Consider the following 26,391-nt stretch of genomic DNA (forward strand, 5'->3'; position numbering starts at 1 on the left):
CCGGGAGGGCGCAACACAGGCGTTCGAGGTCAGGCGATAGGTGGTCGCAACAGGGAGCCCGCGACGGCGGGCACGCGTCCGGCGTGTGCGGATGAAACGAGGAATGGCGCCTCGGGCGCGTTCACGGTCAGCATCACCAGGCTAGGCAAGCCGGCGGCATGGGGACAGGCGCAATGACAGGAAGCGCCTTCGCCAAGCAGGCATTCGCCATCACCCGCAGGCACAGGTGCAGCAACCACCATGGCCGCCGACGCAATGGCGTAGCCACGCCCCGGGCTGGCATCACGCTCACCGCCATCGGCCAGGCATACGGACCCGCTGACCAGCTTGATCAGCAGCACAGCCACCACCAACGCCCACAAGCCGCGATGGCGGCGCAGGCGAAGAAGCAATGGCAGGGACCGGGATGACATCTTCGGGATCCTAGACGGCGAGCCGCCTGTTAGACAATTTCATCGGCCATCCCCTGCCTGTCATATCGGCTTTCGCGCAAACCATGTCGGAAATACCCGGGCTCCACCGCTACGGCGCCTGTCGCCATGGCTATGATGTGCCCCACACGACGGGACGGAGTCGGCACGTGGCGCAAGGGATGGGGCGGGCGAGCAAGCAGGACGTCGGGCTGAGCACGTGGCTGCCCGCGGCCTGGCGCGGCAAGCCGCTGCGCGCGTTTGCCCTGCTTTGCCTGCTGATCCTTCCGTCGCTGGGAATGGCACGCGACAGCGACCCCTGGGCGCCGTTCGACATCCCCTGGTTCGATCGTTTGGGGGTAAGTGACGGCCTGCCGCATTCGATCACCACCACGGTCGAACAGGACAAGCGCGGCCTGATCTGGATCGGCACGTTGTCCGGCCTGGTGCGCTACGACGGTTACCGCATGCAGGTGTTCACCGGCAATGGCGGCAGCAAGACCGATATTCCGGACGCGTATGTGCGCTGTCTGCTCACCCTGCCCGACGGCAGCCTGCTGGTGGGTACCAATGCCGGCGGCCTGAGCCGCTTCAATCCGCTCGACAACACCTTTCACACCTACCCCGTGGGCAAGGGCGGCACCAGCGACCGCAAGATCTACGCGATGTCGCCCGATGGCCAGCGCGGCATCTGGATCGTGACGGAGCGCGGCATCGATTACCTGGACCTGCGCAGCAACCGCATCAGTCCGATCCCGCTGGGCGATGGCATGGCCCAACGCAGCTTCAGCGTGCTACAGGATCGTGCCGGCAACCTGTGGGTCGGCAACACCAATGGACTGTTCGTCCGGCGCACCGGAGAAACGGCGTTCAAACGCCCTGATCGACCGGCGGACGGCAGCGGCATCGACGTGGTGTTGAACGACGGCATCTGGGCGCTGCTGGAGGACCGCGAGGGACGACTGTGGGTCGGCAGCACGCAGTCGGGCGCGGTGTATCGCGATGAAACCGGCCAATGGCATGCGATACCCGGCTTCAGCGGCTATCAACACGATCGTTCGCGCCGCCCGACCGTGCGCGCCTTCACCGAGTTGGCGGGCGACGTGATGTGGATGGCCACCGATGGTGGCGGCGTGCTGTCGTACGACGTCGCCACGCATAGCCTGCACGCGGTCGCGCACGACACCGCGATGCCTTCCTCGTTGCCCGGCGATTCCGTGCGCGGACTGCTACAGGACAGCACCGGCAACGTATGGGTAGCGACCGATCTGGGCGTGGCGCGCTACGACCCCAACGCCCGCAAGGCTTTCGCCCTGCTGCCCTCGACCAGCGACCACCGCTCGCTGGCCAACACCAACGTGCGCGGTATTTTTGTCGACAGCCGGCAGCGCGTCTGGCTGGGCATGAGCGCGGGGCGCGTGGACGTGATCGATCTGTCCGGCGCCAGCATTCGTCATCTCGAACTGGGCGGCGTACAGACGCGCCGCGATGTGCAGGCGTTTGCCGAAATGCCCGATGGCACTATCTGGGTGGGCACCCAGGGCCTGGCGCGTGTCGATCCCAACACGCTGGCCATCGTCGGCTCGGCCGTGCCCGAGCTGGACGACAAACCCGTGCTGCATCTGCTGCCGGATGGCCAGCGGCTGCTGATCGCCACGTACGATGGCGTTTATCGTTACGACACGCGAACGCACGCGCTCACGCATTTCAGCCACGACGCGAACGACCCGACCAGCCTGGCCAGCGACACGGTGCGACGCATCGCACGCATCGGCGCCGACCTTTGGTACGTCACCGGCCGCGGCATCAGCATCGCCACCAGCACCACGCAGAACAAGGGTTTCCAGAACCTGCTCAACCGCCCCGGCGACAACACCAGCCTGCCCAATAATCTGGCCAGTTCCATCGCCATGGATCCGCAAGGCGGCCTGTGGATCGGCACTTATGGCGGGCTGGCCATGCTGCAGCCACACAGCGCCGGCGAACCCTATCGCTTCACCACCATCGGCTCGGCCAACGGACTGCCCAGCGAAAACATCAACGCGGTGCAGCCGGACGACTTCGGCAATCCCTGGGTCAGCCTGTCCAACGGCCTGGCGATGATCGACGGCAATACGCATGCCGTGCACAACCTGGGCGTGCGCGACGGCCTGCGCATTTCCAGCTACATCTACGCCGCGGCGGCGCGCGCGCCGGGTGGCGAGCTGCTGTTTGGAGGATTGGGTGGACTCACCGTAGTGCGTCCGCAATGGCAGCCATCCGATCAGCCCGACCCACCGCTCGCAATCACTCATGCCGCCGTCAATGGCGTGCCACTGTCGTATGGGCGACTGCCGCGCGCCGGCGAGTCGCTGAAGATCCGCTCGCGCAATCGCAGCCTGCGCGTGGACTTTGCGCTGCTCGATTACGAAGCGCCCGCCGAAACCAGCTACAGCTATCGGATGGAGGGCTTCGATGAAAGCTGGATCGATATTCCGCGCGGCGGCCTGCCCACCGCCATCTACACCAACCTGCCCCACGGCGATTACAAGCTGCGCCTGCGTGCACAGACGCATGGCATGCAGCCGCGCCTGATCGAGTCGACCGTCGACGTCAGCGCCGAGCCGCGCTGGTATGAAACGGTATCGGCCATGGTGGCGGCCGGATTGCTGGCGCTGGCCGCGATCTTCGGCGTGATCCAGCTGCGCACCATGTATCTGCGGCGCCAGGCCAAGCAGCTGCAGCATCAGATCGAGTTGCGCACGCGTGACCTCGTGGTGGCCAACAAGCGACTCGATGAGCTGGCCAACACAGACGCGTTGACCGGCGTCTGCAATCGCCGCCGCCTGCTGGAGCTGGTCGAGGAAATGCGTGCGCAAACCAGCGACGGCAGCGCCTGCATCGCACTGCTGGATCTGGACCGGTTCAAGCGCATCAACGACACCCACGGCCATCTTGCCGGCGACGCGGTGATCCGCCATGTGAGTCAAATCATGCAGCAGCAGTGCCGCGACAGCGATTGCGTGGGCCGCTACGGCGGCGAAGAGCTGGTGGCCTGCCTGTCGGAAAGCTCACTCGAGCAAGGCATGCTGATAGCCGAACGCATACGCGCCGCGGTTGCGGAACAGCCGTTGACCTATGAGGGGCAGCCCATCGAAGTCACCGTGAGCATCGGCGTGGCCGCGTACCATGCCGGCGAGACGCTGTCGCAGTGGCTGACGCGTGCCGATGGCGCGCTGTACGAGGCCAAGAACAGCGGACGCAATCGGGTCGTGGCTGCCCAGTAACACGTGCTCGGCGCCCAGCCGTCAATCGAAGTGCCGATGCCGGTAGATGGCATAACCCAGGCCCACCACACCGGTGAGCGTGGCCGGCGCCAGCAGCACACGCTCCTGCCAGACCATGAAGCCAAGCGCGCCGAGCGTGGCACCCACGATGAAATGACTCGCCACCAGCAGGCAGATATTGATGCGCAGGGAGTCGACCTCGAGGCCACGCAATCGATGGCCGAGATAGATGCCCAGGTCGGTGAAGATGCCTGACAAATGCGTGGTACGCACCGTGGCGCCGCTATACGTGCTCACCATCGCGTTCTGCAGTCCACACGCTGCCGAGGCGAGGTACAACCCGAGATCATGGCCGCCATGAATCAACGGCGTGGCGGCAAACAGCAACGCTGACTCCAGCATCAGCACGACGCCATAGCGCCGCCCGAGCCGCAGTGCGCCCTGTTGCACGATGAAACCACTGAGCATGGCGCCCAGCAGAAACGCCAGGATGACCAAGCCCCAATGCGCTATTTCGCCTGCGTCGCCGCGAGCCAGCGCCAGGCCGAATTCCGTGCTGGTACCGGTGAGATGGGTGATCGGCTGGTGCCGGAAGCACAGATAGCCCACCACATTGATGCAGCCCGCACCGAGCGCGAGCAGGCCGCCGCCCACCCAAGCCCAGCGCGGGAGCTGGCGCAGCACGGCGCGCTCAGTTCTTGATCGGCTGGGTCTGGATCACCGGCAGGTCGCCGATCACATCGGCGCCCTGGGGCGGCACGAAGTTGAAGGTCTCCGGCGGGATCGGCACGTTGCGCTGCCAACCCGAAAAACGAATATCCGTGACGGCACCCAGCTGGTCACGAAAAATCATGCGCGCCAGGCCATTCGCATCGAAGCCCAGGTCGGCGTAGTCGAACTGCGGATCCTTGGCCTTGGAGGTAAGGCGCAGCCAGCTCAGGCCATCGTGGTCGCCCTGCTCGACGGCGTTGAAGTCCTTGTCCATCTGCTTCACATCGGTGAGCACGGTCAGCGGGCTATGCGATTCCTCGGAGCTCTGCACGCGCACGGTGACCTGCTCCAGGTCCGGGTCGTACAACCACACACGGCTGCCGTCGGCGACGATGGTCTGCTTGGACGGGGCCAGCGTCTCCCAGCGGAACTGGCGCGGCGCCTGCAGCGCGAGCGTGCCGTTGCTGGTCTTGCCCGAGTTGCCGTTGGCGTCTTTCAGCGTCTGCGAGAACTTGCCGGTGAGCGAGTGCAGGTCGCCGGCAAAGGCGTCGAGCCTGGCGCGGGCCGGGCCGGCGGCCATGGCGAGGCTGCTGAGGGAAAACGCGGCGACAGCGGTGGCGATGAGTAGCAGGCGTTTCATGGGCGCTTTTCGAATGGGGCGGCGAGTGGGAATTGTGGTGCGGGAAGGCTTAACGGCAAGACGTTTTTTGTTCGTCATTCCGCCGTACGCCGGAATGACGAGCCATCAATTCTTCGGCGGCGGAGGTGCCAGCACTTCGCGGTTGCCGTTGTGCTGGGGCGCACTCACCACGCCATCCTGCTCCATCTGCTCGATCAGGCGGGCGGCGCGGTTGTAGCCGATGCGCAGGTGGCGCTGCACGCCGGAGATCGAAGCGCGGCGCGTCTCGGTCACGATGCGCACGGCGCGATCATAGAGCTGCGCCTCGGCATCGCCACCACCTTCTTCGCCCTCTTGCGGCAGACCGGAGTCGTTGATGAACTTGCCGTCGGAGGTGGCCTGCACCTCTTCCAGCACGCCTTCGATGTATTGCGGCGCGCCCTGCGAACGCAGCCAGTTCACCACGCCATGCACCTCGTGATCGTCCACGAAGGCGCCGTGCACGCGCTCGGGCGTCGCAGTGCCCGGCGGCAGATGCAGCATGTCGCCGTGACCGAGCAGCGCTTCAGCGCCGGACTGATCGAGAATCGTGCGCGAGTCGATCTTGCTCGACACCTGGAACGCGATACGGGTGGGGATATTGGCCTTGATCAGGCCGGTGATCACATCCACCGACGGACGCTGCGTGGCGAGCACCAGATGCACGCCCGCCGCACGAGCCTTTTGGGCGAGGCGCGCGATCAGCTCTTCGACCTTCTTGCCGACGATCATCATCATGTCGGCAAACTCGTCGATGATGATCACGATGTACGGCAGCGGCTCCAGCGGCTCGGCCGCGAGGTTCGGCATGTCCGGATTCGGGCGGAACAGCGGGTCGAGCAGCGGCTGGCCGGCGTTCTCGGCGTCCTTCACTTTCTTGTTGAAGCCGGCGAGATTGYGCACGCCCACCGCTGCCATCAGCTTGTAGCGGCGCTCCATCTCGGCCACGCACCAGCGCAACGCGTTGGCGGCTTCCTTCATGTCGGTCACGACCGGCGCCAGCAGATGTGGGATGCCTTCGTAGACCGAAAGCTCCAGCATCTTCGGGTCGATCATGATCATGCGCACGTCCTTGGCGCTGGCCTTGTACAGCAGGCTCAACACCATGGCGTTCACGGCCACCGACTTGCCCGAACCCGTGGTACCGGCCACCAGCAGATGCGGCATCTTGGCCAGGTCGGCCACCACCGGGCGGCCGCCGATGTCCTTGCCCAGCGCCAGCGCCAGCGGCGACTTCATGGCGTCGTATTTGTCCGAACGCAGGATCTCGGAGAGATAGACGATCTGTTTCTTGGCGTTGGGAATTTCCAGGCCGATGACGTTCTTGCCTGGGATCACGTCGACCACGCGCACGCTGACCACCGAGAGGCCGCGCGCGATGTCCTTGTCCAGGCTCGACACCTGCGAACCGCGCACGCCGGCCGCAGGCTCCAGTTCGAAGCGCGTGATGACCGGCCCGGGATACACGCCCACCACCTTGGCCTCGATGCGGAAATCCTTGAGCTTCAGCTCGAGCTGGCGCGACAGCACTTCAAGCGTTTCTTCCGAGTAACCCGGGCCCTGCTCCGGCGCTTCGTCCAGCAGCGACAACGGCGGCAGTTCGCCCGGGGCGGAGGCACCGGTGAACAGCGGAATCTGGGTTTCCAGCTTGGCGCGCTCGCTTTTCACCACGGGCGCAGGTGCGGTTTCGATGCGAACCGGCTCGCGCTTGGCCTGCTTCACGGCCTCGGTCTTCTTGACGACCTCGCGCTCGGCGCGCGCCTGGCGGGCGGCCAGCACTTCGGGTGCCTCGCGCAGCTTGCCACCGAACCAGCCGGCGAGCTTCAGCACGCCCTGCCCGGTGAGGTCGGCCACTTTGAACCAGGACAGACCCGTCGCCAGCGTCACGGCGATCAGGAACATCGCCAGCAGCAACAGCGGCGCACCCTTGTCGCCCAGCGCATGCAGCAGGCCGCGACCCACCCACATGCCGATGATGCCGCCCACGCCCTGGGGCAGGATCCGCTCATCGTTGAAATTGAGATAAAGCAGCGCCGGCGCGGTGATGAAGAAAAACACCGAACCAATCAGGCGCAGCGACGGCTCCCACGGCTGCACGGTGCGCTCGCCGCGATGGCGCAGCACCTGCACGCCCAGGAAGAGAAGCAGCAACGGGAAGAAATAGGAAATCAGGCCAAAGATGTAGCGCAGCACATTGGCGATATTCGCGCCAATCTCGCCGCCGAAGTTGCGCGCGTGCTCGGCGGTACCCGCATGCCCCCAGCTAGGGTCCTGGTCGTTGTAGCTGAACAGGCAGACCAATAGATAAAGCGCCAGCGGCAGCAGCAGCAGCGCCCCGGCCTCGCGCAGACGGCGCTTCAGTTCTTCACTGAGGCCTTCGCGCTCTTGCTTGTCTTTCTTGACGTTCGCGGTACGCGGCACCGTGATCCTTATCCTGTTCATGAGTCCGGCCGCCAACGAGGACGGCCGGACGGTGTCACATCCGCCTAAGCGGCAGGCAAGACCTTAGATCATGCCCTTGAGCGCCGGATGAACCAGCTCGCCGCCGTCGACGTTGATGCCCCCGCGCAGCGGTTCGAACTGGCGCCATTCGTTGCCGGCGGCCAGACGCTGCACATACGGCAGGATAGCGGCAGAAATCGCCACCGACGAGGTCTGCGGCACGGCACCCGGCATATTCGTGACGCAGAAGTGGGTTACACCGTGCACGTCATAGGTCGGTTCCTTCCAGGTGGTCGGACGCGAGGTCTCGAAGCAGCCACCCTGGTCGATGGAGATGTCCACCAGCACGCTGCCCTTCTCCATGGTCTTGACCATCTCTTCGGTGACCACGCGCGGCGCCTTGGCGCTGGGGATCAGCACGGCGCCGACCACCAGGTCAGCGTTGGCGACTTCTTCGGCCACCGACGATTCATAGGCGTACAGCGCGGTGACGTTCGGGCCCATGGCCATCATCTCGGCCAGGCGATCCTGGCGCTTGTCGAACACCACCACGTTGGCGCCAGCAGCGGCGGCCAGTGCAGCGGCGTTGCCACCGGCAGCGCCGGCGCCCAGCACCACGACCTTGCCACGCGGGGTGGAGGCCATGCCGCCCAGCAGCTTGCCCTTGCCGCCCTGCGGACGATGCAGCAGCGTGGTGCCGATCTGGGTGGCGATGCGACCGGCGATCACCGACATCGGCAGCAGCAGCGGCAGGCCGCCGTTCTCTTCCACCGACTCGAACGCCACGCCGGTCAGGCCGATGTCGAGCAGGCTCTTGGTCAGCGCCGGCTCGGCAGCCAGGTGCAGGTAGCAGAACAGCAGGTGGTGCTTCTTGAGCAGGGCGAGGTCGCCGGCAACCGGCTCCTTCACCTTCACGATCAGCTCGCCAGCCTCGTACAGGGCAGCGGCGTCGGCGGCGATCTTCACGCCGACCTTGGCATAGGCCTCGTCGGAGAAGCCGCTCTTTTCGCCCGCGCCGGCCTGGATGAACACCTCGTGGCCACGGCGGACCAGATCGGCAGCAGCGGCGGGAATGAGGGCAACACGACCTTCGAGGGTCTTGGTTTCGGAGGGAATACCAATACGCATGGGGAGTGGATCCTGTGGGAAAGCTAAGTGGCAACGACGCCAGGCCGCACCCGGCCCGGCAAACCTCAAGGCCGGCAGTGCTTGAATCGTCCCGGCGTCTTCCCCATCCTTCCGGGTTCGGACGCCTCGTCTCCGTTCATGCCTTGCCGGTAGGTAGGAAACCGCCGCAGGTGATGGAGCGAATGACTGATGCAAGTCGCCAGCAAACCCGAAGGATTATAACCAAGATGGGCAGGCCGTTTTCACATTCCCGCGACGCCGCGCAAGCAGACCACCTTTGCGCAGTTGCAGCAAAGTCAACGAGATACAGCCCAACCTGCTGAAAACCAGCTAACAGCCCATATATGGTGTGGATCGCCTGACCACCATGCGCCTGAGCATGGTCCACCGGCTCCACCCCTGCCCTCACCATTCACGAACATCACCGCCCACCACGGCGGATAGAAGGAACGCATGAACGCATCCACCAAGCACAGCCGCCTGCTGATCCTGGGCAGCGGTCCCGCCGGTTACACCGCCGCCGTCTACGCTGCCCGCGCCAACCTCAAGCCGATGATGATCACCGGCCTGCAGCAGGGCGGCCAGCTGATGACCACCACCGAGGTGGACAACTGGCCGGGCGACGACAAGGGCGTGCAGGGTCCGGAGCTGATGCAGCGCATGGCGCAGCATGCCGAGCGTTTCGAAACGCAGATGGTGTTTGACCATATCCACAGCGTGGACTTGAAGCAGCGCCCGTTCCGCCTCAAGGGCGACTCGGGTGAATACACCTGCGACGCGCTGATCATCACCACCGGCGCCACCGCCAAGTACCTCGGCATCGCCAGCGAAGAGCACTACAAGGGCCGCGGCGTGTCCGCCTGCGCCACCTGTGACGGCTTCTTCTTCCGCGAGCAGGAAGTGGCGGTGATCGGCGGCGGCAATACCGCCGTGGAAGAAGCGCTGTACCTGTCCAACATCTGCAGCAAGGTTTATCTCGTGCACCGCCGCGACAAGCTGCGCGCCGAGAAGATCATGCAGGACAAGCTGTTCGAGAAGGCCGCGGCCGGCAAGATCGAGCTGATCTGGAACCACACGGTCGATGAAGTGCTGGGCGACAACTCCGGCGTCAACGGCGTGCGCGTGAAGGACATCAACACCGGCGAGACGCGCGAGATCCCGGTGAACGGTTTCTTCGTCGCCATCGGCCACCAGCCCAACACCGGCATCTTCGACGGCCAGCTCGACATGCACGACGGTTACATCAAGATCCGCAGCGGCCTGGGCGGCATGGCCACGATGACCTCGGTGCAGGGTGTGTTTGCTGCCGGCGACGTGGCGGACCATGTGTATCGCCAGGCGGTGACCTCGGCGGGGTTTGGCTGCATGGCGGCGCTGGATGCAGAGCGTTGGCTGGATCAGCAGGGTCCGGCGAGCTGAGTCTTCTGACCGTCAGCTTTTGACCGTCATTCCGGCTCGCGTCGGACTGACGGGATGGAAGACGGAGTTTTCTGTGGTTTTTGGAGCGCCGTGATCGAAGCCCGCTTCCACGACAGCATCGAACGCATCCCGGCCGAGGCCTGGGATGCGCTTCGGCCCGACGACAATCCGTTCGTCTCGCACGCTTTCCTCGCCCTGCTGGAACGAACAGGCTGCATCCGTCCCGATTGGGGCTGGCAGGCGCATCACCTTGGCCTGTATGAAGACGGCGCGCTCATCGCCGCGGCCCCGTTGTATCTGAAGGGCAACTCACACGGCGAGTTCGTGTTCGACTGGAGCTGGGCCAGCGCCTGGGAGCGCGCGGGCGGCGATTACTATCCCAAGCTGCTCAACGCCGTGCCCTACTCGCCCGTGCCCGGACCGCGCCTGCTGGCCGGCAACGACGAACGCACGGCAGAACGACAACAGGCATTGACCACCGCCATGCGCACCTTCGCCGAGCGCATGAACCTCTCCTCCGTGCATGCCAATTTTTTGTGCGACGACGAACTGGCGGCGTTCGAAAGCCCCTGGCTGGTCCGTTCCGATGTGCAGTTCCACTGGCATAACCATGCCTATGCGGACTTCGCCCAGTTCCTCGCTGCACTCAATCACAAGAAGCGGAAAAACATCCGCCAGGAGCGCACGCACGTGGCCCGCAGCGGCCTGGCGATCGAGATGCGCAGCGGCGGCTCGCTGAGCGTCGATGAGTGGCGGCATGTCCACGCGCTTTACGAGTCCACTTTTGACGCCAAGGGCAACCACGCCGCGCTGACGCGGTCGATGTTCCTTGGTCTGCGCGACGCGCTGGGCGATGCGGTGCAACTTGCGCTGGCGCGCCATGGCGAACGCATCGTGGCGATGGCGCTGTTCCTGCAAAGCACCGACACGCTGTATGGCCGCTACTGGGGCGCCGAGGTCGAGGTGCCGGGCCTGCATTTCGAGCTCTGTTACTACCAGGGCATCGAGCATGCGATCCGTCACGGCTTGCAGCGCTTCGAGCCCGGTGCGCAAGGCGAGCATAAACTCGCCCGCGGCTTCCTGCCGGTACGCACGCAGTCGCGGCACTATCTGGTGAACAAGAGTTTTCGCGATGCGGTGAGGCAGGCGCTGCAACACGAAGCCGAAGGCATGGACGACTACGCGCAGGAGCTGATGCAGCACAGCCCCTACGCACACCTGCCGGACGCCTGATTCCCTAGCCGATGGAGATGCCGACCACCTTGCCGTCGGCATCCAGCCTCACACCGAACGGAAGACTGTTGCCGGGGCCGAAATCGATTCGGTAGTCGTTCCAGGTGCCGTCCTTGTCGTGACGCTGCCCCTTGAAGATGAAGGACGACGGCTCGCCGAACGGCGACAGCTGCCTGGCCATGCGACCGGACAGGCCGGCGGCCAGCTTCGCTTTCAACTTGTCGCCGAAGGCCGAGGTGTCTTGGTCGCCGCGCTGCAATTGGCTGAACGCCTTGTGCACCACGGCCGTCGTCGCCGCATCTTCGCCAGCCGCAGGCTTGCGTGCCGTCGCAGCGATCTGCGGATACAAGGCCTCGAACGTGGCGGTCACCAGCATCTGGCCCGGCTCCGGATTGTCGCCGTTATTGGTGAAGGCAATGATCTGCACGTCCTGCTTCGGGAAATACTGATTGGACGTAGTGAAGCCGAACGAACCACCGGTGTGGCCGATGCGCGGCTGCTCATCGAGCGTGTCGATGAACAGACCCAGGCCGTAATCCGTGCTGCCCGGCGCAGGCGTCGTCATCAGCGCGTAGTCGGCGGGACGCACGATTTTTCCGCTGCGCAGCGCCACGTTCCAACGCTCCAGCTCATCCACGGTGGAGACCAGGTTGCCCGCTGCCCAGCCGACGGTGGCATGGATGGTGGGCGCCAACTCCAGCTTTCCGTCGGTGTGCCGGTAGCCCTTGGCCATGCCGGCGAGCTGCGCTTCGTCGGCCACGTTATACGTGTGAGTCATGCCGGCTGCAGCCAGCAGATGCGTTTTCACATAGTGTTCGTACGATTCCTTCGAGGTGACTTCGATCACCCGCCCCAGCAGCGCATAACCGCTATTGGAATAGGACCAGCGGCTGCCCGGCGGAAAATCCAGCGGCTTGTCCTTGATGCGCGCCATGATCTGATCGAACGATGCCGGCTTGACGGCCCACTGCTCGACGTCGGGTCCATCCAGATACTCCGGCATGCCGCTGGTATGGGAGAGCAGCTGCCTGAGCGTCACTTCCCTGGCGTGCGGCGCATCCGGCAGATAAGTCGCCAGCGTGGCGTTGATGTCGAGCTTGCCCGCTTCCTGCAACTGAAGAATGGCCGCGGCGGTGAACTGCTTGGTAATCGAGCCGATTTCGTAGGTCGTCGATACCGTTGCGGGCGTTTTGCGCTCGCGATCGCTCAGGCCATAGGCGTGGCGGTAGACGGCCACGCCGTCCCGGTAGATCGCGAGGGTGGCGCCAGGTGTGCCCGTGCGTTGCAGCACCGCCTGAACATTGCTGTCGATCTGTGTCGACACGGCGTGATCGAGCGCAGGAGGCGAGGCCATCGCCGTGGGCGCGAGACAAACCATCCACCAGCAAAAGCGACGAAGCATGCCCGATCCCTGGAGTTGTGAAAGTGAGGCATGCTAACCGCAAGCTCATGCCGGTAGCATGTACCGCAGATCCCGTATCGCCTCGACCCGCGCCCCATGATTCGATTGCCCCTGCTCGACGCGACCAGGCCCGAACACTTTCCTGATCCGCGCAAGGCATTGAACGATCCGAACGGCCTGCTGGCCTTCGGCGGCGACTTGTCGCCCCGGCGTCTGCTGGCCGCTTACGCGCAAGGCATCTTCCCGTGGTTCAACGAGGACGAGCCACTGCTGTGGTGGTCGCCCGATCCGCGCTGCGTCTTTCACACCAGCACCCTGCTGCCCAACCGCACGCTTCGACGCCGGCTGGCGCAGGTGGACTGGCGGGTTACGGTGGATCATGCGTTTCGCGACGTGGTGGAAGCTTGCGCCGCGCCACGCCCCGGCCAGAGCGGCACCTGGATCGTGACGCCCATGATCGACGCGTATGTGCGCCTGCACGAGATGGGTCATGCACACAGCGTGGAAGTGTGGGAGCACGACCGCCTGGTGGGCGGCATCTACGGCATCGCCGTGGGCCGGTTGTTCTGCGGCGAATCCATGTTCAGCCGCGAAAGCGGCGGCTCGCGCCTGGCGCTCACGGCACTGGCGAAACTGCTGCGCGCCTGGGACTTTCCCTGGATCGATGCCCAGGTGACCAATAGTCATCTGATGCAATTGGGCGCGGTGGAATACCCCCGCGCCCAATTCCTGCGAACCGTGGCCCAGTTGTCGCATCTGCCGGGACAGCCCGGCAGCTGGGCCTCGTTCACTGCCCTGGCACAGTTGACCGATCAGGCCGCTGCGGGCTGACGCGCCCGCGCCGCCTGATACGACGCGAGGATGTTCTCGCGCACCGGCGACTCTCCATCGGCCAAGACCTGCAACCACTCGTCCGTGCTCAACACGGCGGCGAACCGCGACTGCAGCACCACGCTGAACACGCGGTGGATCTCCTCGGCGCTCGCATGGCCGGCGCGATTGGCGTAGGAGACCGCACCCGATGCGTCCTGCACGAATTCCACGTTGATGCCGCGATCGAAGGCATGCTTGATGGTGGTGTCGTTGCAGTTGTGCGTCATGTAACCAACCACCGTCAGCGTGTCGATGGCGTGCTGCTCCAGCCATGCGCCAAGGCCCGTGTCGCTGAAGGCGCTCGGCAACGGCTTGCGAAACAGCGCGTCACGATGGCGGCGCTCGATCTCAGGATGCAGTTGCCAGCCGTCGCTGCCGTTGGCGAACGCCGGCGCATCGGCCGGTGAATCCTGCTGGATCACGATCACCGGCACGCCGGCCGCGGTGGCCGCATCCATGATCCGCGTGATGCGCGGCAGCGACTGGGCCGACGGCGGATATTCGATCTGCAGATTGCCCGTGAAGTATTCGTTCTGCACATCGATCACGATGAGGGCACGGCGCGGATGAATCGACATGGCACAACTCCTTGGGTTGGGATGCGTGCATGGTGCGTCGACGGGCACTTGCCAACGAGTGGCCCGAAGGACAACTATCGATGGTATCGGGCCAACTGGAATCGAGGTCATGCGTACGATCCGCGTCGCCGTGGTTGCCTTCGAGGGCATCCTCCCCTTCCATCTCTCCGTGCCTTGCGCGGTGTTCCAGTCGCCCACGCCGGAAGGTGCTTCGCCGTTCCGCCTGCGCGTGTGCTCAGCCGAAGGCGAGCAGATTTCGAGCGCCGCGGGATTCACCATCGGCACGCCTTACGGACTGGATGAACTGGGTCAGTCGGACATCATCATCGTGCCGTCCTGGCGCGATCCGGATGAAGTGCCTCCCGCCGCGTTGCTGCAACACCTGCGCAAGGCCGCCGCGCGCGGCAAGCGTGTGGTCGGCTTGTGCATGGGCGCGTATGTGCTCGCCCATGCCGGCCTGCTCGACGGCCGCCGCGCCACCACCCACTGGGCCTGGGCGGAGCCGATGATGGAACAGTTTCCAAAGATCCAGGTGGACGCCGACGTGCTGTACGTCGACGAAGGCAATATCGTCACCTCCGCCGGCGCGGCGGCCGGCATCGACTGCTGCCTGCACCTGGTGCGCCAGCTGCTGGGCGCCGAAGTCGCCAATCGCATTGCGCGCCGCATGGTGGTGCCGCCGGTGCGGCGCGGCGGGCAAGCGCAATTCATCGAGAAACCCGTGGCCGAGGCGCCGGCCGACCGCCGCATGGCGCGCCTGCTGGAACATGTGCAGCGCCATCTGCACGAAGCGCACGATCTGGACGCCATCGCCGCCAAGGCCGCCATGAGCCGGCGCACGTTCACCCGCCACTTCCGTCAATTGACCGGTGGCAGCTTCGGCGATTGGTTGTTGTCGCAACGACTGGCGGAGGCGCAACGCCTGCTGGAAACCACGCGGCGCCCGCTGGAACGCATTGCTGCCGACATCGGCCTTGGCTCGCCCGTCACGCTGCGGCAGCAATTCCAGCGCGCCTATCGCGTATCGCCGGCCAACTATCGGCGCACCTTCAGCACGCCGCGCGAATAAGGCACCACCGCGGTCGACGGCTCAGCGAAACAGATGCGGCACGAAGCAGCTGGTGTTGCGCGTGATGGCGTCGACGTCCTCGCGCATGCCCATGCCCACGGCGCGATCGCCGACCACCCACGAGCCCACCAGCGCATGTCGCCCATCGAACACCGGCAGCGGCGCGAATGCCTGATAGATGCAGGGCTCGGCAGTCGGGCCACCGGCATCGTCCCGGCCCAGCACCACTACGCCTGCGCCTTCCCTGCCCCAGTACGGCTTGCGCACCACGGTGCCTTGAATATCCGCACGACGACGGCTGGCGGGCAGCAGATTCGGATGATGGGGAAAATATTCCCATAGCAGCGGCAGGATCGCCTTGTTCGACAGCACCATCTTCCAGGCCGGCTCGAACCAGCGCAGGCGCGTCTGCGGCAAGTGCTCGGCAAACGGCTCCGCCAGCATCCATTCCCACGGATAGAGCTTGAACAGCCGCTCGATCGGGGCGTTGTCCAGATCGATGAAATCCTTGCCTGACCAGCCGATCTGCTCAATGTCCAATGCGGTGGTGCGATGGCCGGCCTGCATGCATGTATCGATCAAGTAGTCGCAGGTCAGCGCATCTTCGGCGCTGTCGTAACACGCGGCGAAGTGCACGTGCGAAGCCTTGGGCAACCCGCCCCAGCGCTCGACCAGCGCTTCATGGATGGAGTTGAACTGGTCGGCGTCGCTGGCGACATCCTCCATCCAGTACCACTGCGCCACCGACGCCTCGAACAGTGCCGTGGGCGTGTCGGCGTTGTATTCCAGCAGGCGCGGCGGCGAGTTGCCGTCATAGGACAGGTCCATGCGCCCGTACAGCGCCGGCTCGCGATCCCACCAGCTGCGCTCGATCAGCGTTGCGGCGCGATCGCCCAGACCCAGATCGGCATAGCGCCCCGTTCGCACCACGCGATCGACGGCCTCAAGGCATAGCGCATGCAACTCGTTGGTGGCGGCCTCGATCTCGTCGACTTCGTCCGCATCGAAGACATAACGCACATCCTCGCGCCAGTAGGGCTGGCCATCGATGGTATGGAAGCTGAAACCCAGCGACTCCAGTCGCTGCTGCCAATCGCTGCGCGGCACGCTGGTTTCGCGTTGCATCGATCAGCTCGCCCGCGCCGAAACGCGCCCGGACGAGCCGAAGCCGCCGCGCGTGCCAAGCTCCACACTGGAAGGCGCGCTGAAGGATGCGACGCTGCCCGGCGAACTGCGCATCCGTCCCGGCCCCGGATCCTGCGCGCCACCGGCACCACCGCTGCGGTACCACGGGCCGTAGTAGTGCAGGCCGCCCGAGCCGCTCACCGACGTATCCATCTCGCACTGCCCGGTGGAATAGTCGTGCACGCAGTCTTCGTAGCTGCCATAGCGATTGCGCTGCACATCCTGGCCATGCCCCAGCACGGACAAACCCACCAGGGTGGCACTGCCAAGCGCTATCAACGGTACCGCCAGCGAGCGCTTCTGGTTACGCGCAGGCAGGGGACGGAACGTCGCGTCGGGACGTTGCGACGGCTTCACGCCCACACGAAGTCCACGCAAGGGATCGTTCTTGTCGAAGTCGCTCATGGCCCGTCACCAGGTCATCGCTGCAGCGTTAATCAGGCCAACGGCGATGGCAACGACGGCTGCAAAGATGGCGACGGCGCGGTTGTCTTCCTCGATCTGGGTGGCGAGGTTGCGAATGAGCAGATGGATCGCCTGGTGGGCAAGCCACTGCACGATCAACGCCACCAGTCCCCATAGCGCCAGATCGACCAGGTTCACGCTGTGCGCCATGGCGCTGGCCAGGGGCAGCACGAAACCGGTCAGCGCGCCGCCGAGACTGATCGCCGCGGCCTGGTTGCCGTGGCGAATCAGCACGATCTCGCGCTGCGGCGTGAGCCAGATATGGACGGTGCAGAACACCACGAGAAAAAGCACACCCAAACCAAAATACGCTGCAAACGCGGGCAGCGTCGAAAGATCCGGCAACATAACGTCCCCTGTCCAGCCCATCCCGGGCGTCCGCGGCAGTGTAGCCCGCTGGGCCCTGCCTCAGTCCAGCTGCAACTGCTCCAGTCCGATCGCCTTCAGTTCGTCATAGTGATCCAGGAACAGCCCCACGATGCCGGGGTCCAGTTGCCCGCCCGCGGCATTGCGCAGGTAGTCGATCACTTCCGGCTCCGGCCACGCCGGCTTGTACACGCGCGGAAAACTCAAGGCGTCCCACACATCGACCACACTGAAGATGCGCGCGGCCAGCGGAATCTCTTCACCGCGCAGGCCACGCGGATAGCCGGAACCATCCCAGCGCTCGTGATGCGCATAGGGGATATCGATCGCAGGCCGCAGGAAGGCAGTGCGCATCAGCAGGTCGCGTCCGAGCACGGTATGCGTGCGCATCAGCGTCGTTTCTTCCGGCGTCAGCGGGCCGGGCTTGATCAGCACCGCGTCGGGCAGCGCCAGCTTGCCGATGTCGTGCAGCAAGGCGCCGAAGCGCAAATGACGAAGCGCATCCCCCTCGAGTCCGACGCGACGGGCCAGCGCGACCGTCATGCGCATGACCCGTTCGGAATGATCGCGCGTCTCCTTGTGGCGCACGTCCATCGCCGACACCAGCGCGCGCAGCGACTGCTCATTGCCGCTGAACAGCTGATGGTTGAGGCGATCCATGCGGCGAACGGTGCGGTCGATCAGCCAATACAGGAGCGCCCCCGTCACCAGCACATACAGCGACCCTTTGAGGGTGTGCAGCAAGCTGAGGGTGCGCTCCTCGAGGTTGAGCGAAAGCAGCAGGCGGTCCGAGAAGAGCACCCACAACAAGGCCACCGAGACATAGATGGCAACGATGCGAACTTGGGGTTTGACCGTCACTGACACTCCTGCACGAGCCGCTACCGTATCGTCGGCGCGCGCTCCACGGGCCCGAGCATACCGTCCGGCAGTTTGCCAAGTTGCCGCACGGCGCACACTACTCAGGCATCCTCAGGCTCGATCAGCACGTCGACGAACTGGCCGGCGACGAGCCCGACCACGGCCGCATAGGATTCCTCCAGCTGCAGCCAGAAGGTGCCGGAGCGCTCGACCACGGCGCCGCGGAAATCGCGTCCATTGACGCTGCCGCGCACGCGATGCCCGTGGCCGCATTTCCATAGCGGCCTGGCGGGTGTCGACCATTGGCTGACCGGATCAAACGGCAGCGGCACCAGCCACGGCCGCTGGTGATCATTCTGTACGGTGGCGCGAAACGCTACGGCGCGATGCCTGTTCATCCCCGTCCCCCTGACGTGCCCCTGCCAAGAAGATAGCGGACGCGGGCCGTCCAGTGTGAGGATGAATGGGCTCCTGAAGGCCTAGCAGGGTCAACCCGGCTGCCTCCAGGGTCGAAACCCAGCTGCCCAGGGTGCGGAAATACCAGGGCGCAGGCTGCTCGAAGCCCTCGCCGCAGCCCACCCAGGAGCCTTCGCGCCAGCCGTCGGCATAGGGCTGCACATCGGCCGTCAGGGGATGCAGGGTCTGGATCAGCAGCGCGCCGCCCGGCTCCAGCAGCGCAGGCACGGCAGCCAGCAGCGCGTCGACCGAGGCGCCGCCCAGCAGGGAGAAATTGCACACGACCACGTCCGCGCGCTCGGTCAGCGCACCCGCGGCCACTTCGTCATAGGAGATCACGCGGAAGTCGCCGCCACCCTGCGCCTGCGCCGCTTCCACCAGGGAGGGAATGGCATCGACGCCCACTACCTGCACGCCTTCGTGGGCGAGCGTCCGCGCCAGCCAGCCTTCGCCACAGCCGAGGTCGATCACCGTGCGTGGCGAGCGCGACAGCACGGCTTCCACGATGGCCTGGTCGGTGACCAGCTTGCGGCTGGCGATGCGCCCTTCCCGCACGGCGCGTTCCCACGCCTGCGCGTTGGCGTGCCATGCATCGAGTATCAGCGCCTCACTCGAACCGGCTGCCATGGACAGCTCAGCCGGCGCGGCTGGCGTATTTGCTGGCGACGTAGTTGTCCAGGATGCCGATGAACTCGCTGGCGATATGCTCGCCGCGCAAGGTCATGGCCTTCTGCCCGTCGATGAACACCGGCGCCGACGGCGCCTCGCCATTGCCCGGCAGCGAAATGCCGATATTGGCATGCTTGGATTCGCCCGGACCATTCACCACGCAGCCCATCACCGCCAGCGTGAGATTTTCCACGCCGTCGTATTTCACGCGCCACAGCGGCATCTGCTCGCGCACATGATCCTGCACGGTGCGCGCAAGCACCTGGAAGAACTCGCTGGTGGTGCGGCCGCAGCCCGGACACGCGGTGACCAGCGGCGTGAACGCGCGCAGGCCCATGGTCTGCAGCAGTTCCTGCGCCACGATGACTTCGCCCGTGCGCGACGCGCCGGGTTCGGGCGTGAGCGAAATGCGGATGGTGTCGCCGATACCTTCCTGCAGCAGCACCGCAAGCGCCGCCGACGAGGCGGTGATGCCCTTGGAACCCATGCCGGCTTCGGTCAGACCCAGGTGCAAGGCGTAGTCGCAACGCTCGGCGATATCGCGATACACCGCGATCAACTCCTGCACGCCCGACACCTTGCACGACAGGATGATGCGATCGCGCGCCAGGCCGATGTCCTCGGCACGCTTGGCCGAATCCAGCGCCGAGCGGATCAGCGCTTCGCGGGCCACGTGCGAGGCATCCCAGGGCTGGGCGCGCTGATGGTTTTCGTCCATCAGCATGGCCACCATGCTCTGGTCGAGCGAACCCCAGTTGGCGCCGATGCGCACGGGCTTCTCGTAACGCAGCGCCATCTCGATGATGGAAGCGAACTGGCTGTCTTTCTTCTTGCCGAAACCCACGTTGCCCGGATTGATGCGGTACTTGGCCAGCGCTTCGGCGCAGGCCGGCTCCGCTTCCAGCAACTGGTGACCGTTGTAGTGGAAGTCGCCGATGATCGGCACGTCCACGCCCATCATGGCCAGCTTGTCGCGGATGCGCGGCACGGCCGCCGCCGCCGCCGGCGTATTCACCGTGATGCGCACCAGCTCCGAACCGGCGCGCGCCAGCTCGGCGATTTGCTTGGCGGTGCTGGCCGGGTCTTCGGTATCGGTGTTAGTCATCGACTGCACCACAATGGGTGCACCGCCGCCCACCGTGATCTTGCCGATCTTGACGCCGACGCTGGGGCGGCGCGAGGCGGACTGGGCGTGACGCGGGGTAGAAGTCGAGTCGCTCATAAGCAGGTCATGGTTCTGGGGCGGCAACAGACAAAGGATACCCGAACGGCCGGGGGCTCCCTAGCAAGCGTCACACGGGTGGATGCGATGCGGCAAAAACGCGCATTGGAACCACTCCTATGACTTGAACGAGGATCATAAAGCCATGCCCCACGCACGACACAGGAGTGCCCTCCCATGCTTCAGACTCATCGCCAGGACGGCGCCCAGCGCATGGCTCCCTCGCCGTCCTGCGCGGGCTGCGGCCACGCCGCCGTCTGCCAGGCCAGCGGCTACGACCGCCCCGAGCTGTCAGGATTGCGTCATATAGCTGAACGCATCGGGCCGCTGCGTACTGGCGAATACCTCTATCGCCCGATGTCGCCATTCCGTGCGCTCTACGCGGTGCAGACCGGCATGGCCAAGACCGTGGCGGTGGACGTGGCCGGTCGCGAGCAGGTACTGGCCTTCCACCTGCCGGGCGAAATGATCGGACTGGACGCCATGGAGCGCGAAGTCCACGACAACGCCGTGGTGGCGTTGGGCAAGACGCAGTTCTGCCGTTTTCCTTACCCCGCCGTGCGCCATATGGCCAGCCTGCAGCCGGAGGTGCCGTGGCATCTGGTGCAGTCGGCCAGCCAGCGCATTTCGCGCCTGCAACTGAGCAGCGGCAACTACATGGCAGAGGAGCGCTTTGCGGCCTTTCTGGTCGATCTGCGCGACCGACGCGTGATGCTCGGCCTGCCGGCCGACTATCTGCCGCTGCCGATGTCGCGCGCGGATATCGGCAACCATCTGCGCCTGACCACGGAAACCGTGAGCCGCCTGCTCGGCCGCCTGCGCGAGCGCGGTTGCGTTCGTGCCGATCGCCAGGGTCTACACCTGCTCAACCTGCCGGCTTTGCGCGAACAGGGTTTGTCGCTGCTGATGCATTGAGCTGAAAACTCAGGCCGTCCTGCGCAAGGCGGCCTTGAGCACACGTTGCTGCAGTCGTTCGCCGACGCTCTTGGCACGCGCCAGTCCCATCCGATCCAGCGCTTCGTCCTCGCCACCGACCGGCGCTCCCGGCGCCATCGCTGCACGGAAAATTTCAGCCTTGCCGCGCCAGGTGCCGCCACGTAGCTTCAGCCACTGCAAAGCTGGCAGCAGTCGCTGCTCCACGTCGGTGAAATCGCTACCGAACGGAAACGGCGGCAGCAGGTTTTTCGCCTGCCACGGCGCCAGCGCTTCCTTCAGAACCTCGGGCCGGTTATCGCGCCAACGCTCGGGCACCTGAAAATCGGCCGCGAGCTTGCCGTGCGATTTCGCTTCCGCACACAAGGCATCGATGAAGCGCGCATCGGTGATGGAAAGCATCGCCTCGATGCACTCGCTGTCCGTCTTGCCGCGCAGATCGGCCACGCCGTATTCGGTGACGAACAAATCGCGCAGATGGCGCGGGATCGTGGTGTGCCCGTAGTTCCAGCGAATATTGGTTTCCACGCCGCCGCGCCCTTGCCGCGTGGAACGCAGCAACAGAATGGAACGACCATCGGCCAGCTCGTGCGCCATCGCCACAAAGTTGTACTGCCCGCCGACGCCACTGACTACTTCGCCGTCTTCCAGGCCATCGGAAACAGCCGAGCCGAGCAGGGTCGCCATCATGCAGGTGTTGAAGAAGCGCGCACCGCGCCGCTGCAGCGAGGCGAGCATCTGGTGATCGCCGTACAGTTGATTGACGTTGGAGACGCGGCACATGTCCAGCGCATCCGGATCGCTCGCATCGAGTTCGGCCAGCCAGCGATAGAGCTCACGCGTGCCTAGGAAAAAAGCGCCGCGCAGGTAATGGCCGCCCGGTGTTTCGGGTGAAAGCCGGCCGCAGGCGGCAGCGCGTTCCATCGCCATATTGTCCCAGGCGCGACGCTTGAGGATGCCTGCACGCTGCAGGTGCATGAAGCCATCCATCACCATTTCGCTGGCGCCGTACAGGCCCGCGCGGAGCGGCGCGAGGCCGCCCATGCGTGCCGCCAGGGCGTGCGTGCCGCCGCGCGGGTCGAGCGCAACCAGGGCCCGTCGCCACTGCGTGTTGTCTTCCTGCCGCCAGCGCAGGCCATAGACCAGCGCATCGGACAAAGCGCCAATACCGATCTGCAGGCAACCGCCGTCGCGCACCAGCGCGCTGGCGTGGATACCCAGCGCGTACTCGACCAGGTCGATCGGCTGGCGCGGCACGGCAAACAAGGGCGACGCCGTCGCGGTGTGCAGTTCGACGTCGAAGTAATCGCGCTGCACTTCCGCGTGGCCGGTGATGTACGGCAGGTCCGGATGCACCACGGCCACGCACAAGGGGCGCGGCTTGCCCGACTGCACCACGCGATCGATAAAGTCGAAGGTCAGGTCCGGATTGCAGGAAAGGCTGTAGCGCACGCCCTCGGGCGTTTCACGCCGCGCTACCAGCTGCACGAGCAGATTGATGTCCTGCACGGCAAGATCGCGCGCCACATGGGTGTAGTTCTGACTGATGTAATTGCGCTGTGCGCCACCCGCATGCAGGAGCGCACCCGACTGCATGTAGAACTCGTGCACCGCGACATTGGACGGCAACTGGTTGCGTGCCTGGTCGACGGCGTATTCGGGGTCCACGGCGTCAGCGCCGAAATGGCGCTCCGAGAACGGTTCCACAAATCGCGCTTCCAGCCCGGGCGCCGGGCGCGGGCGGGTCAGCGACAAGGCCGTATAGAGGGCCAGCGAGCGCGACGTATCCGCCTTGGTCAACCGGTAAAGCGCGTTCAGCAGTTCATGTGGCTTGCCCAAGCCCAGCGGCGCGGCGACGCGCAGATCCGGGCCGATCCGCTCAGCGAGCTGCTGCGCACACGCCTCGGTGTCGGTATGGCATTGCTCAGGCGACATGGAGCGAACATGACAGAGAATTCATGGGAGCGACATGACCGGATGATGGAGCGTATTGGTCGCATGGCCCAAGTGAATGCGGCTTGAAGAAGACCCGCCGGCATGCCCTACTGACGCCATGAACCGACCCACCGCCTCCACCCATGCACGCCTGCTGGCCGAACAGGCGTTGAGCCGAGCCGCTGGCGCGCCCCTGATGGGGGGCAACCACGCCCGGTTGCTGATTGATGCCGCCGCGCATTACGAAGCCTGGCTGGCTGCCATCCGCGGTGCGAAGGAGCGCGTGCTGCTGGAGAACTACATCATTCGCGACGACGCGGTCGGACAGGAGTTTCGCGAAGCGTTGGTGGCGTGTGCGCAACGCGGCGTGTTCGTGGCCGTGGTGTATGACTGGCTGGGCTGCAAGGGGCAGTCGCGCGATCGCTTCTGGGCGCCGTTGCGCGCTGCCGGCGGACAGGTGCGCTCCTTCAACCCGCCGCAGCTGGGCAAGCCGTTCGGCTGGGTGAGCCGCGATCACCGCAAAGTGCTCGTGGTCGACGGGCAGCATGGTTTTCTTTCCGGCGTGTGCATCAGCGAGAAATGGCTGGGCGATCCGTCGCAACAGGTGGACCCCTGGCGCGACACCGGCGTGGCCCTGCGTGGTCCGGTCGTCGCCGAACTGGAGAACGCCTTCGTCGAAAGCTGGTCGAGCATCGGCACGCCGCTGGGCCCCTTCACGGCTGCGCCTGTTGCCGGCGAGGCCGGTTCGGTGGCCTTGCGCCTGATCGCCACCCAACCGCAAACCGCCGGCATGTACCGCCTCGACCAGCTGATCGCCGCCATGGCGCGCGAGCGGCTATGGCTGACGGACGCCTACTTCGTTGGCATCGCTCCGTATGTGCAGGCGTTGGCAGCGGCCGCTCGCGATGGCGTGGACGTGCGGCTGCTGGTGCCCGGCAGCAGCGATATCCCCGTGGTGGCGGGCATGTCGCGTTCGGGTTACCGCCCCCTGCTGAAAGCCGGCGTGCGCGTGTTCGAGTGGAATGGCTCGATGTTGCACGCCAAGACCGCCGTGGCCGATGGTCTGTGGTCGCGCGTGGGTTCATCCAACCTCAACGTCGCCAGCTGGTTGAGCAATCGCGAGATCGACGTGGCGTTCGAAGACACCGATTTTGCCGAACAACTGGCGACGCAGTACGAGCGCGATCTTGAGAACGCCACCGAGATCGTGCTGGCACCCAGCCGCTGGCGGCGCCAGGGCGAGCATGTGCAAAGCCATACCCGGCCTGCGCAGCGTCCCCGCCATGTCGGCGGCAGCTCGGGGCGTGCGGCGGCCGGCGCGCTGCGCATCGCCAATACGGTGGGCGCCGCCCTGACCGATCGGCGCGTGCTGGGCGACACCGCGTCCGGGCCGCTGATCATCGGCACCCTGGCGCTTGCAGTGATCGCCGTGGTGGCTATCCTGTGGCCCGCCGTGATTGCCTGGCCCTTGGGTGTGGTGGCCGCATGGTTCGCGCTCAACTTCGGCATCCGGGCCTGGCGCACGCGGCGTCGGCACCAGCAGCTGGCCGGCGAGCCGGATGATCAAGCATGAACTTAAGCAGAACCATATAGATAGACCGCATGCCTGAGTCCCAGGCTGCGCTAAGTGACCCAAGCGGATGTAATCCCTGCATTCGCCAGCCGGAACTCATGTTAGGCTCACCCCTTCATGCGCTCGCCAGATGACACCAGCAACGACCAGGCCGGTCCGCCGCGCCACATCCTCACGCCCAGCACGCTCAACCGGCTGGTGCGGGACCTGCTGGAAGATGCGCTGCCGCTGATCTGGATCGAAGGCGAGCTGTCCAACGTCGCCCGCCCCGCTTCCGGACATATCTATTTCACCCTGAAGGACGCCGGCGCCCAGGTGCGCTGCGCCATGTTCCGGCCCAAGAGCACCTGGCTGAAATTCCGCCCCGCCGACGGCATGCATGTGCTGGTGCGGGCACGGGTGGGCCTGTATGAGCCGCGCGGCGAATTCCAGCTGGTGGCCGAACATATGGAGCCCGCTGGCGAAGGTGCCTTGCAGCGCGAGTTCGAACAGCTCAAGGCGCGCCTGGATGCCGAGGGCCTCTTCGACGCGGCACGCAAGCGTGCCCTGCCCCGTTACGCGCGGCGCATCGGCGTCATTACCTCGGCCACGGGCGCGGCCATCCGCGACGTACTGAGCGTGATGTCGCGACGCTGGCCGCTGGCCGAGGTCGATGTACTGCCCGTACCCGTGCAAGGTCGCGAAGCGCCGCCAGCCATCGTGCAGATGTTGCGCAAGGCATCGAACAGCGGGCGCTACGACGTGCTGTTGCTGACGCGCGGCGGCGGATCGCTGGAAGATCTCTGGGCCTTCAACGACGAACAGGTGGCGCGGGCGATCTATGCCAGCGCCGTGCCGGTGGTGTCCGCGGTCGGTCACGAAATCGATTTCAGCATCGCGGACTTCGTGGCCGACCTTCGGGCGCCTACTCCCTCGGCCGCAGCCGAACTGCTGGTGCCCGATGCGATCGCCCAGCGTCGCCATCTGCAGCAACTTCAGCAGCGACTGAGCACGCTCGAACAGCGTCGCCTGCAGGCGCGCATCCAGCGGGTGGACCACTTGCTCGCCCGCCTGCAGGCCCAGCGCCCGCAGGCACGGCTGGCGCGCGATCGCGAACGACTGCTGCATCTGCATCGGCGCCTGCTCGGCGTGCAGCGCGAACAATCGCAGCGGCGACGCAACGCGCTGGAGCGCACCCATGCGCGACTGCTCGCACAACATCCGCGACTGCGCCTGATGCTGATCGAGCGTCGCCTCGGCGAGTTGCGTCAGCGCCTGCTGAGCACCATCGAACGCAGGATGGAACGCGAACGCCTCAACTTGCGACAAGCCGGCCGCGCCTTGCATGCGATCAGCCCGCTGGCCACGCTGGAGCGCGGTTATTCGATTATTTTCGATGCAAACGGCGTGGTGGTGCGATCGTCCAAAGGTATCGATGAAGGCACGCCGTTACGCGCACGACTTGCCGATGGCGAGCTGCCCCTGGTCGTGCGCAAGGATGATTCCACCAGCAAGCGCTAGCCGCGTCCCGGGCGCGTCACCGCCTCACGCGACGTGA

Annotated in this window: 23 protein-coding genes; 8 read left to right on the forward strand and 15 right to left on the reverse strand. The window is 65.5% G+C overall.

Features of this window, described 5'->3' with window-relative positions; translation table 11 throughout:
* Positions 1–29: 29 nt before the first annotated feature.
* A complete protein-coding gene (locus tag AC1DKY_RS11075; protein WP_441603294.1) occupies positions 30–413 on the reverse strand; it encodes a hypothetical protein in 384 nt (127 codons plus the stop codon).
* Between the two features lie 167 nt (positions 414–580).
* Between AC1DKY_RS11075 and AC1DKY_RS11080 the strand changes: the two genes are divergently transcribed.
* Complete coding sequence (locus AC1DKY_RS11080) at positions 581–3,676, forward strand: ligand-binding sensor domain-containing diguanylate cyclase (RefSeq protein WP_441603293.1); 3,096 nt, start codon at positions 581–583, stop codon at positions 3,674–3,676.
* A gap of 21 nt (positions 3,677–3,697) precedes the next feature.
* Here the strand turns inward: AC1DKY_RS11080 and AC1DKY_RS11085 are convergent, their stop codons facing one another.
* The 4 genes from AC1DKY_RS11085 to ald all read right to left on the reverse strand — a co-directional run bounded on the left by AC1DKY_RS11085 (position 3,698) and on the right by ald (position 8,615).
* The gene (locus AC1DKY_RS11085; RefSeq protein WP_441603292.1) at positions 3,698–4,360 is read right to left on the reverse strand and encodes a YoaK family protein; all 663 of its coding nucleotides are present in this window, start codon (positions 4,358–4,360) and stop codon (positions 3,698–3,700) included.
* 7 nt (positions 4,361–4,367) lie between these two features.
* The gene (gene lolA / locus AC1DKY_RS11090) at positions 4,368–5,027 is read right to left on the reverse strand and encodes an outer membrane lipoprotein periplasmic chaperone LolA (protein WP_441603291.1); all 660 of its coding nucleotides are present in this window, start codon (positions 5,025–5,027) and stop codon (positions 4,368–4,370) included.
* A gap of 105 nt (positions 5,028–5,132) precedes the next feature.
* Positions 5,133–7,466 carry a DNA translocase FtsK gene (locus AC1DKY_RS11095; protein ID WP_477179927.1) on the reverse strand — a complete coding sequence of 778 codons (2,334 nt, stop codon included), beginning with the start codon at positions 7,464–7,466 and terminating at the stop codon, positions 5,133–5,135.
* An 84-nt stretch (positions 7,467–7,550) separates the two neighbouring features.
* Complete coding sequence (ald, locus tag AC1DKY_RS11100; protein WP_441603289.1) at positions 7,551–8,615, reverse strand: alanine dehydrogenase; 1,065 nt, start codon at positions 8,613–8,615, stop codon at positions 7,551–7,553.
* Positions 8,616–9,068: 453 nt separating this feature from the next.
* Between ald and trxB the strand changes: the two genes are divergently transcribed.
* Both trxB and AC1DKY_RS11110 read left to right on the forward strand, forming a co-directional pair.
* Positions 9,069–10,034, forward strand: a complete 966-nt coding sequence (gene trxB, locus AC1DKY_RS11105) for a thioredoxin-disulfide reductase (protein WP_441603288.1) — start codon at positions 9,069–9,071, stop codon at positions 10,032–10,034.
* Positions 10,035–10,124: 90 nt separating this feature from the next.
* Complete coding sequence (locus AC1DKY_RS11110) at positions 10,125–11,267, forward strand: GNAT family N-acetyltransferase (RefSeq protein ID WP_441603287.1); 1,143 nt, start codon at positions 10,125–10,127, stop codon at positions 11,265–11,267.
* A gap of 4 nt (positions 11,268–11,271) precedes the next feature.
* Here AC1DKY_RS11110 and AC1DKY_RS11115 read toward each other — a convergent pair whose 3' ends face one another.
* Positions 11,272–12,669, reverse strand: coding sequence for a serine hydrolase domain-containing protein (locus tag AC1DKY_RS11115; RefSeq protein WP_441603286.1), 1,398 nt, complete (start codon positions 12,667–12,669; stop codon positions 11,272–11,274).
* 96 nt (positions 12,670–12,765) lie between these two features.
* Between AC1DKY_RS11115 and aat the strand changes: the two genes are divergently transcribed.
* A complete protein-coding gene (gene aat / locus AC1DKY_RS11120) occupies positions 12,766–13,500 on the forward strand; it encodes a leucyl/phenylalanyl-tRNA--protein transferase (RefSeq protein ID WP_441603285.1) in 735 nt (244 codons plus the stop codon).
* Here the strand turns inward: aat and AC1DKY_RS11125 are convergent.
* Complete coding sequence (locus tag AC1DKY_RS11125) at positions 13,482–14,120, reverse strand: cysteine hydrolase family protein (RefSeq protein WP_441603284.1); 639 nt, start codon at positions 14,118–14,120, stop codon at positions 13,482–13,484. The genes aat and AC1DKY_RS11125 overlap by 19 nt on opposite strands.
* Positions 14,121–14,229: 109 nt before the next feature.
* On the opposite strand from AC1DKY_RS11125, the gene AC1DKY_RS11130 reads away from it, so the two are divergent.
* A complete protein-coding gene (locus AC1DKY_RS11130) occupies positions 14,230–15,189 on the forward strand; it encodes a GlxA family transcriptional regulator (protein ID WP_441603283.1) in 960 nt (319 codons plus the stop codon).
* Between the two features lie 21 nt (positions 15,190–15,210).
* On the opposite strand, the gene AC1DKY_RS11135 is transcribed toward AC1DKY_RS11130, so the two are convergent.
* The 7 genes from AC1DKY_RS11135 to ispG all read right to left on the reverse strand — a co-directional run bounded on the left by AC1DKY_RS11135 (position 15,211) and on the right by ispG (position 20,413).
* The gene (locus tag AC1DKY_RS11135; RefSeq protein WP_441603282.1) at positions 15,211–16,314 is read right to left on the reverse strand and encodes a glutathionylspermidine synthase family protein; all 1,104 of its coding nucleotides are present in this window, start codon (positions 16,312–16,314) and stop codon (positions 15,211–15,213) included.
* Between the two features lie 3 nt (positions 16,315–16,317).
* Positions 16,318–16,779, reverse strand: a complete 462-nt coding sequence (locus AC1DKY_RS11140; RefSeq protein ID WP_441603281.1) for a DUF1190 domain-containing protein — start codon at positions 16,777–16,779, stop codon at positions 16,318–16,320.
* Positions 16,780–16,785: 6 nt separating this feature from the next.
* Positions 16,786–17,187 carry a DUF350 domain-containing protein gene (locus AC1DKY_RS11145; RefSeq protein ID WP_441603280.1) on the reverse strand — a complete coding sequence of 134 codons (402 nt, stop codon included), beginning with the start codon at positions 17,185–17,187 and terminating at the stop codon, positions 16,786–16,788.
* Positions 17,188–17,247: 60 nt separating this feature from the next.
* Positions 17,248–18,066 carry an HD-GYP domain-containing protein gene (locus tag AC1DKY_RS11150; RefSeq protein WP_441603279.1) on the reverse strand — a complete coding sequence of 273 codons (819 nt, stop codon included), beginning with the start codon at positions 18,064–18,066 and terminating at the stop codon, positions 17,248–17,250.
* 101 nt (positions 18,067–18,167) lie between these two features.
* Positions 18,168–18,464 (reverse strand): DUF1905 domain-containing protein, encoded by a 297-nt coding sequence (locus AC1DKY_RS11155; RefSeq protein ID WP_441603278.1) that lies wholly within the window; start codon positions 18,462–18,464, stop codon positions 18,168–18,170.
* On the reverse strand, positions 18,418–19,149 hold the full coding sequence (locus AC1DKY_RS11160) for a class I SAM-dependent methyltransferase (protein ID WP_441603277.1): 732 nt from the start codon (positions 19,147–19,149) through the stop codon (positions 18,418–18,420). The genes AC1DKY_RS11155 and AC1DKY_RS11160 overlap by 47 nt, the downstream gene beginning before the upstream one ends.
* Before the next feature lie 7 nt (positions 19,150–19,156).
* On the reverse strand, positions 19,157–20,413 hold the full coding sequence (gene ispG / locus AC1DKY_RS11165; protein WP_441603276.1) for a flavodoxin-dependent (E)-4-hydroxy-3-methylbut-2-enyl-diphosphate synthase: 1,257 nt from the start codon (positions 20,411–20,413) through the stop codon (positions 19,157–19,159).
* A gap of 177 nt (positions 20,414–20,590) precedes the next feature.
* Here ispG and AC1DKY_RS11170 point away from each other — a divergent pair, with 177 nt between their 5' ends.
* Positions 20,591–21,328 carry a Crp/Fnr family transcriptional regulator gene (locus tag AC1DKY_RS11170; protein ID WP_441603275.1) on the forward strand — a complete coding sequence of 246 codons (738 nt, stop codon included), beginning with the start codon at positions 20,591–20,593 and terminating at the stop codon, positions 21,326–21,328.
* A 9-nt stretch (positions 21,329–21,337) separates the two neighbouring features.
* Here the strand turns inward: AC1DKY_RS11170 and AC1DKY_RS11175 are convergent, their stop codons facing one another.
* Positions 21,338–23,281, reverse strand: a complete 1,944-nt coding sequence (locus AC1DKY_RS11175; protein WP_441603274.1) for an acetyl-CoA hydrolase/transferase C-terminal domain-containing protein — start codon at positions 23,279–23,281, stop codon at positions 21,338–21,340.
* Between the two features lie 118 nt (positions 23,282–23,399).
* On the opposite strand from AC1DKY_RS11175, the gene AC1DKY_RS11180 reads away from it, so the two are divergent.
* Together AC1DKY_RS11180 and xseA are read left to right on the forward strand one after the other, a co-directional pair.
* Entirely contained in the window at positions 23,400–24,854 is a 1,455-nt protein-coding gene (locus tag AC1DKY_RS11180) for a phospholipase D-like domain-containing protein (RefSeq protein ID WP_441603273.1), read from the forward strand.
* A 117-nt stretch (positions 24,855–24,971) separates the two neighbouring features.
* Positions 24,972–26,354, forward strand: a complete 1,383-nt coding sequence (gene xseA, locus AC1DKY_RS11185; RefSeq protein WP_441603272.1) for an exodeoxyribonuclease VII large subunit — start codon at positions 24,972–24,974, stop codon at positions 26,352–26,354.
* Positions 26,355–26,391 lie beyond the last annotated feature (37 nt).

The sequence above is a fragment of the Dyella sp. 01N448 genome (assembly GCF_056399225.1).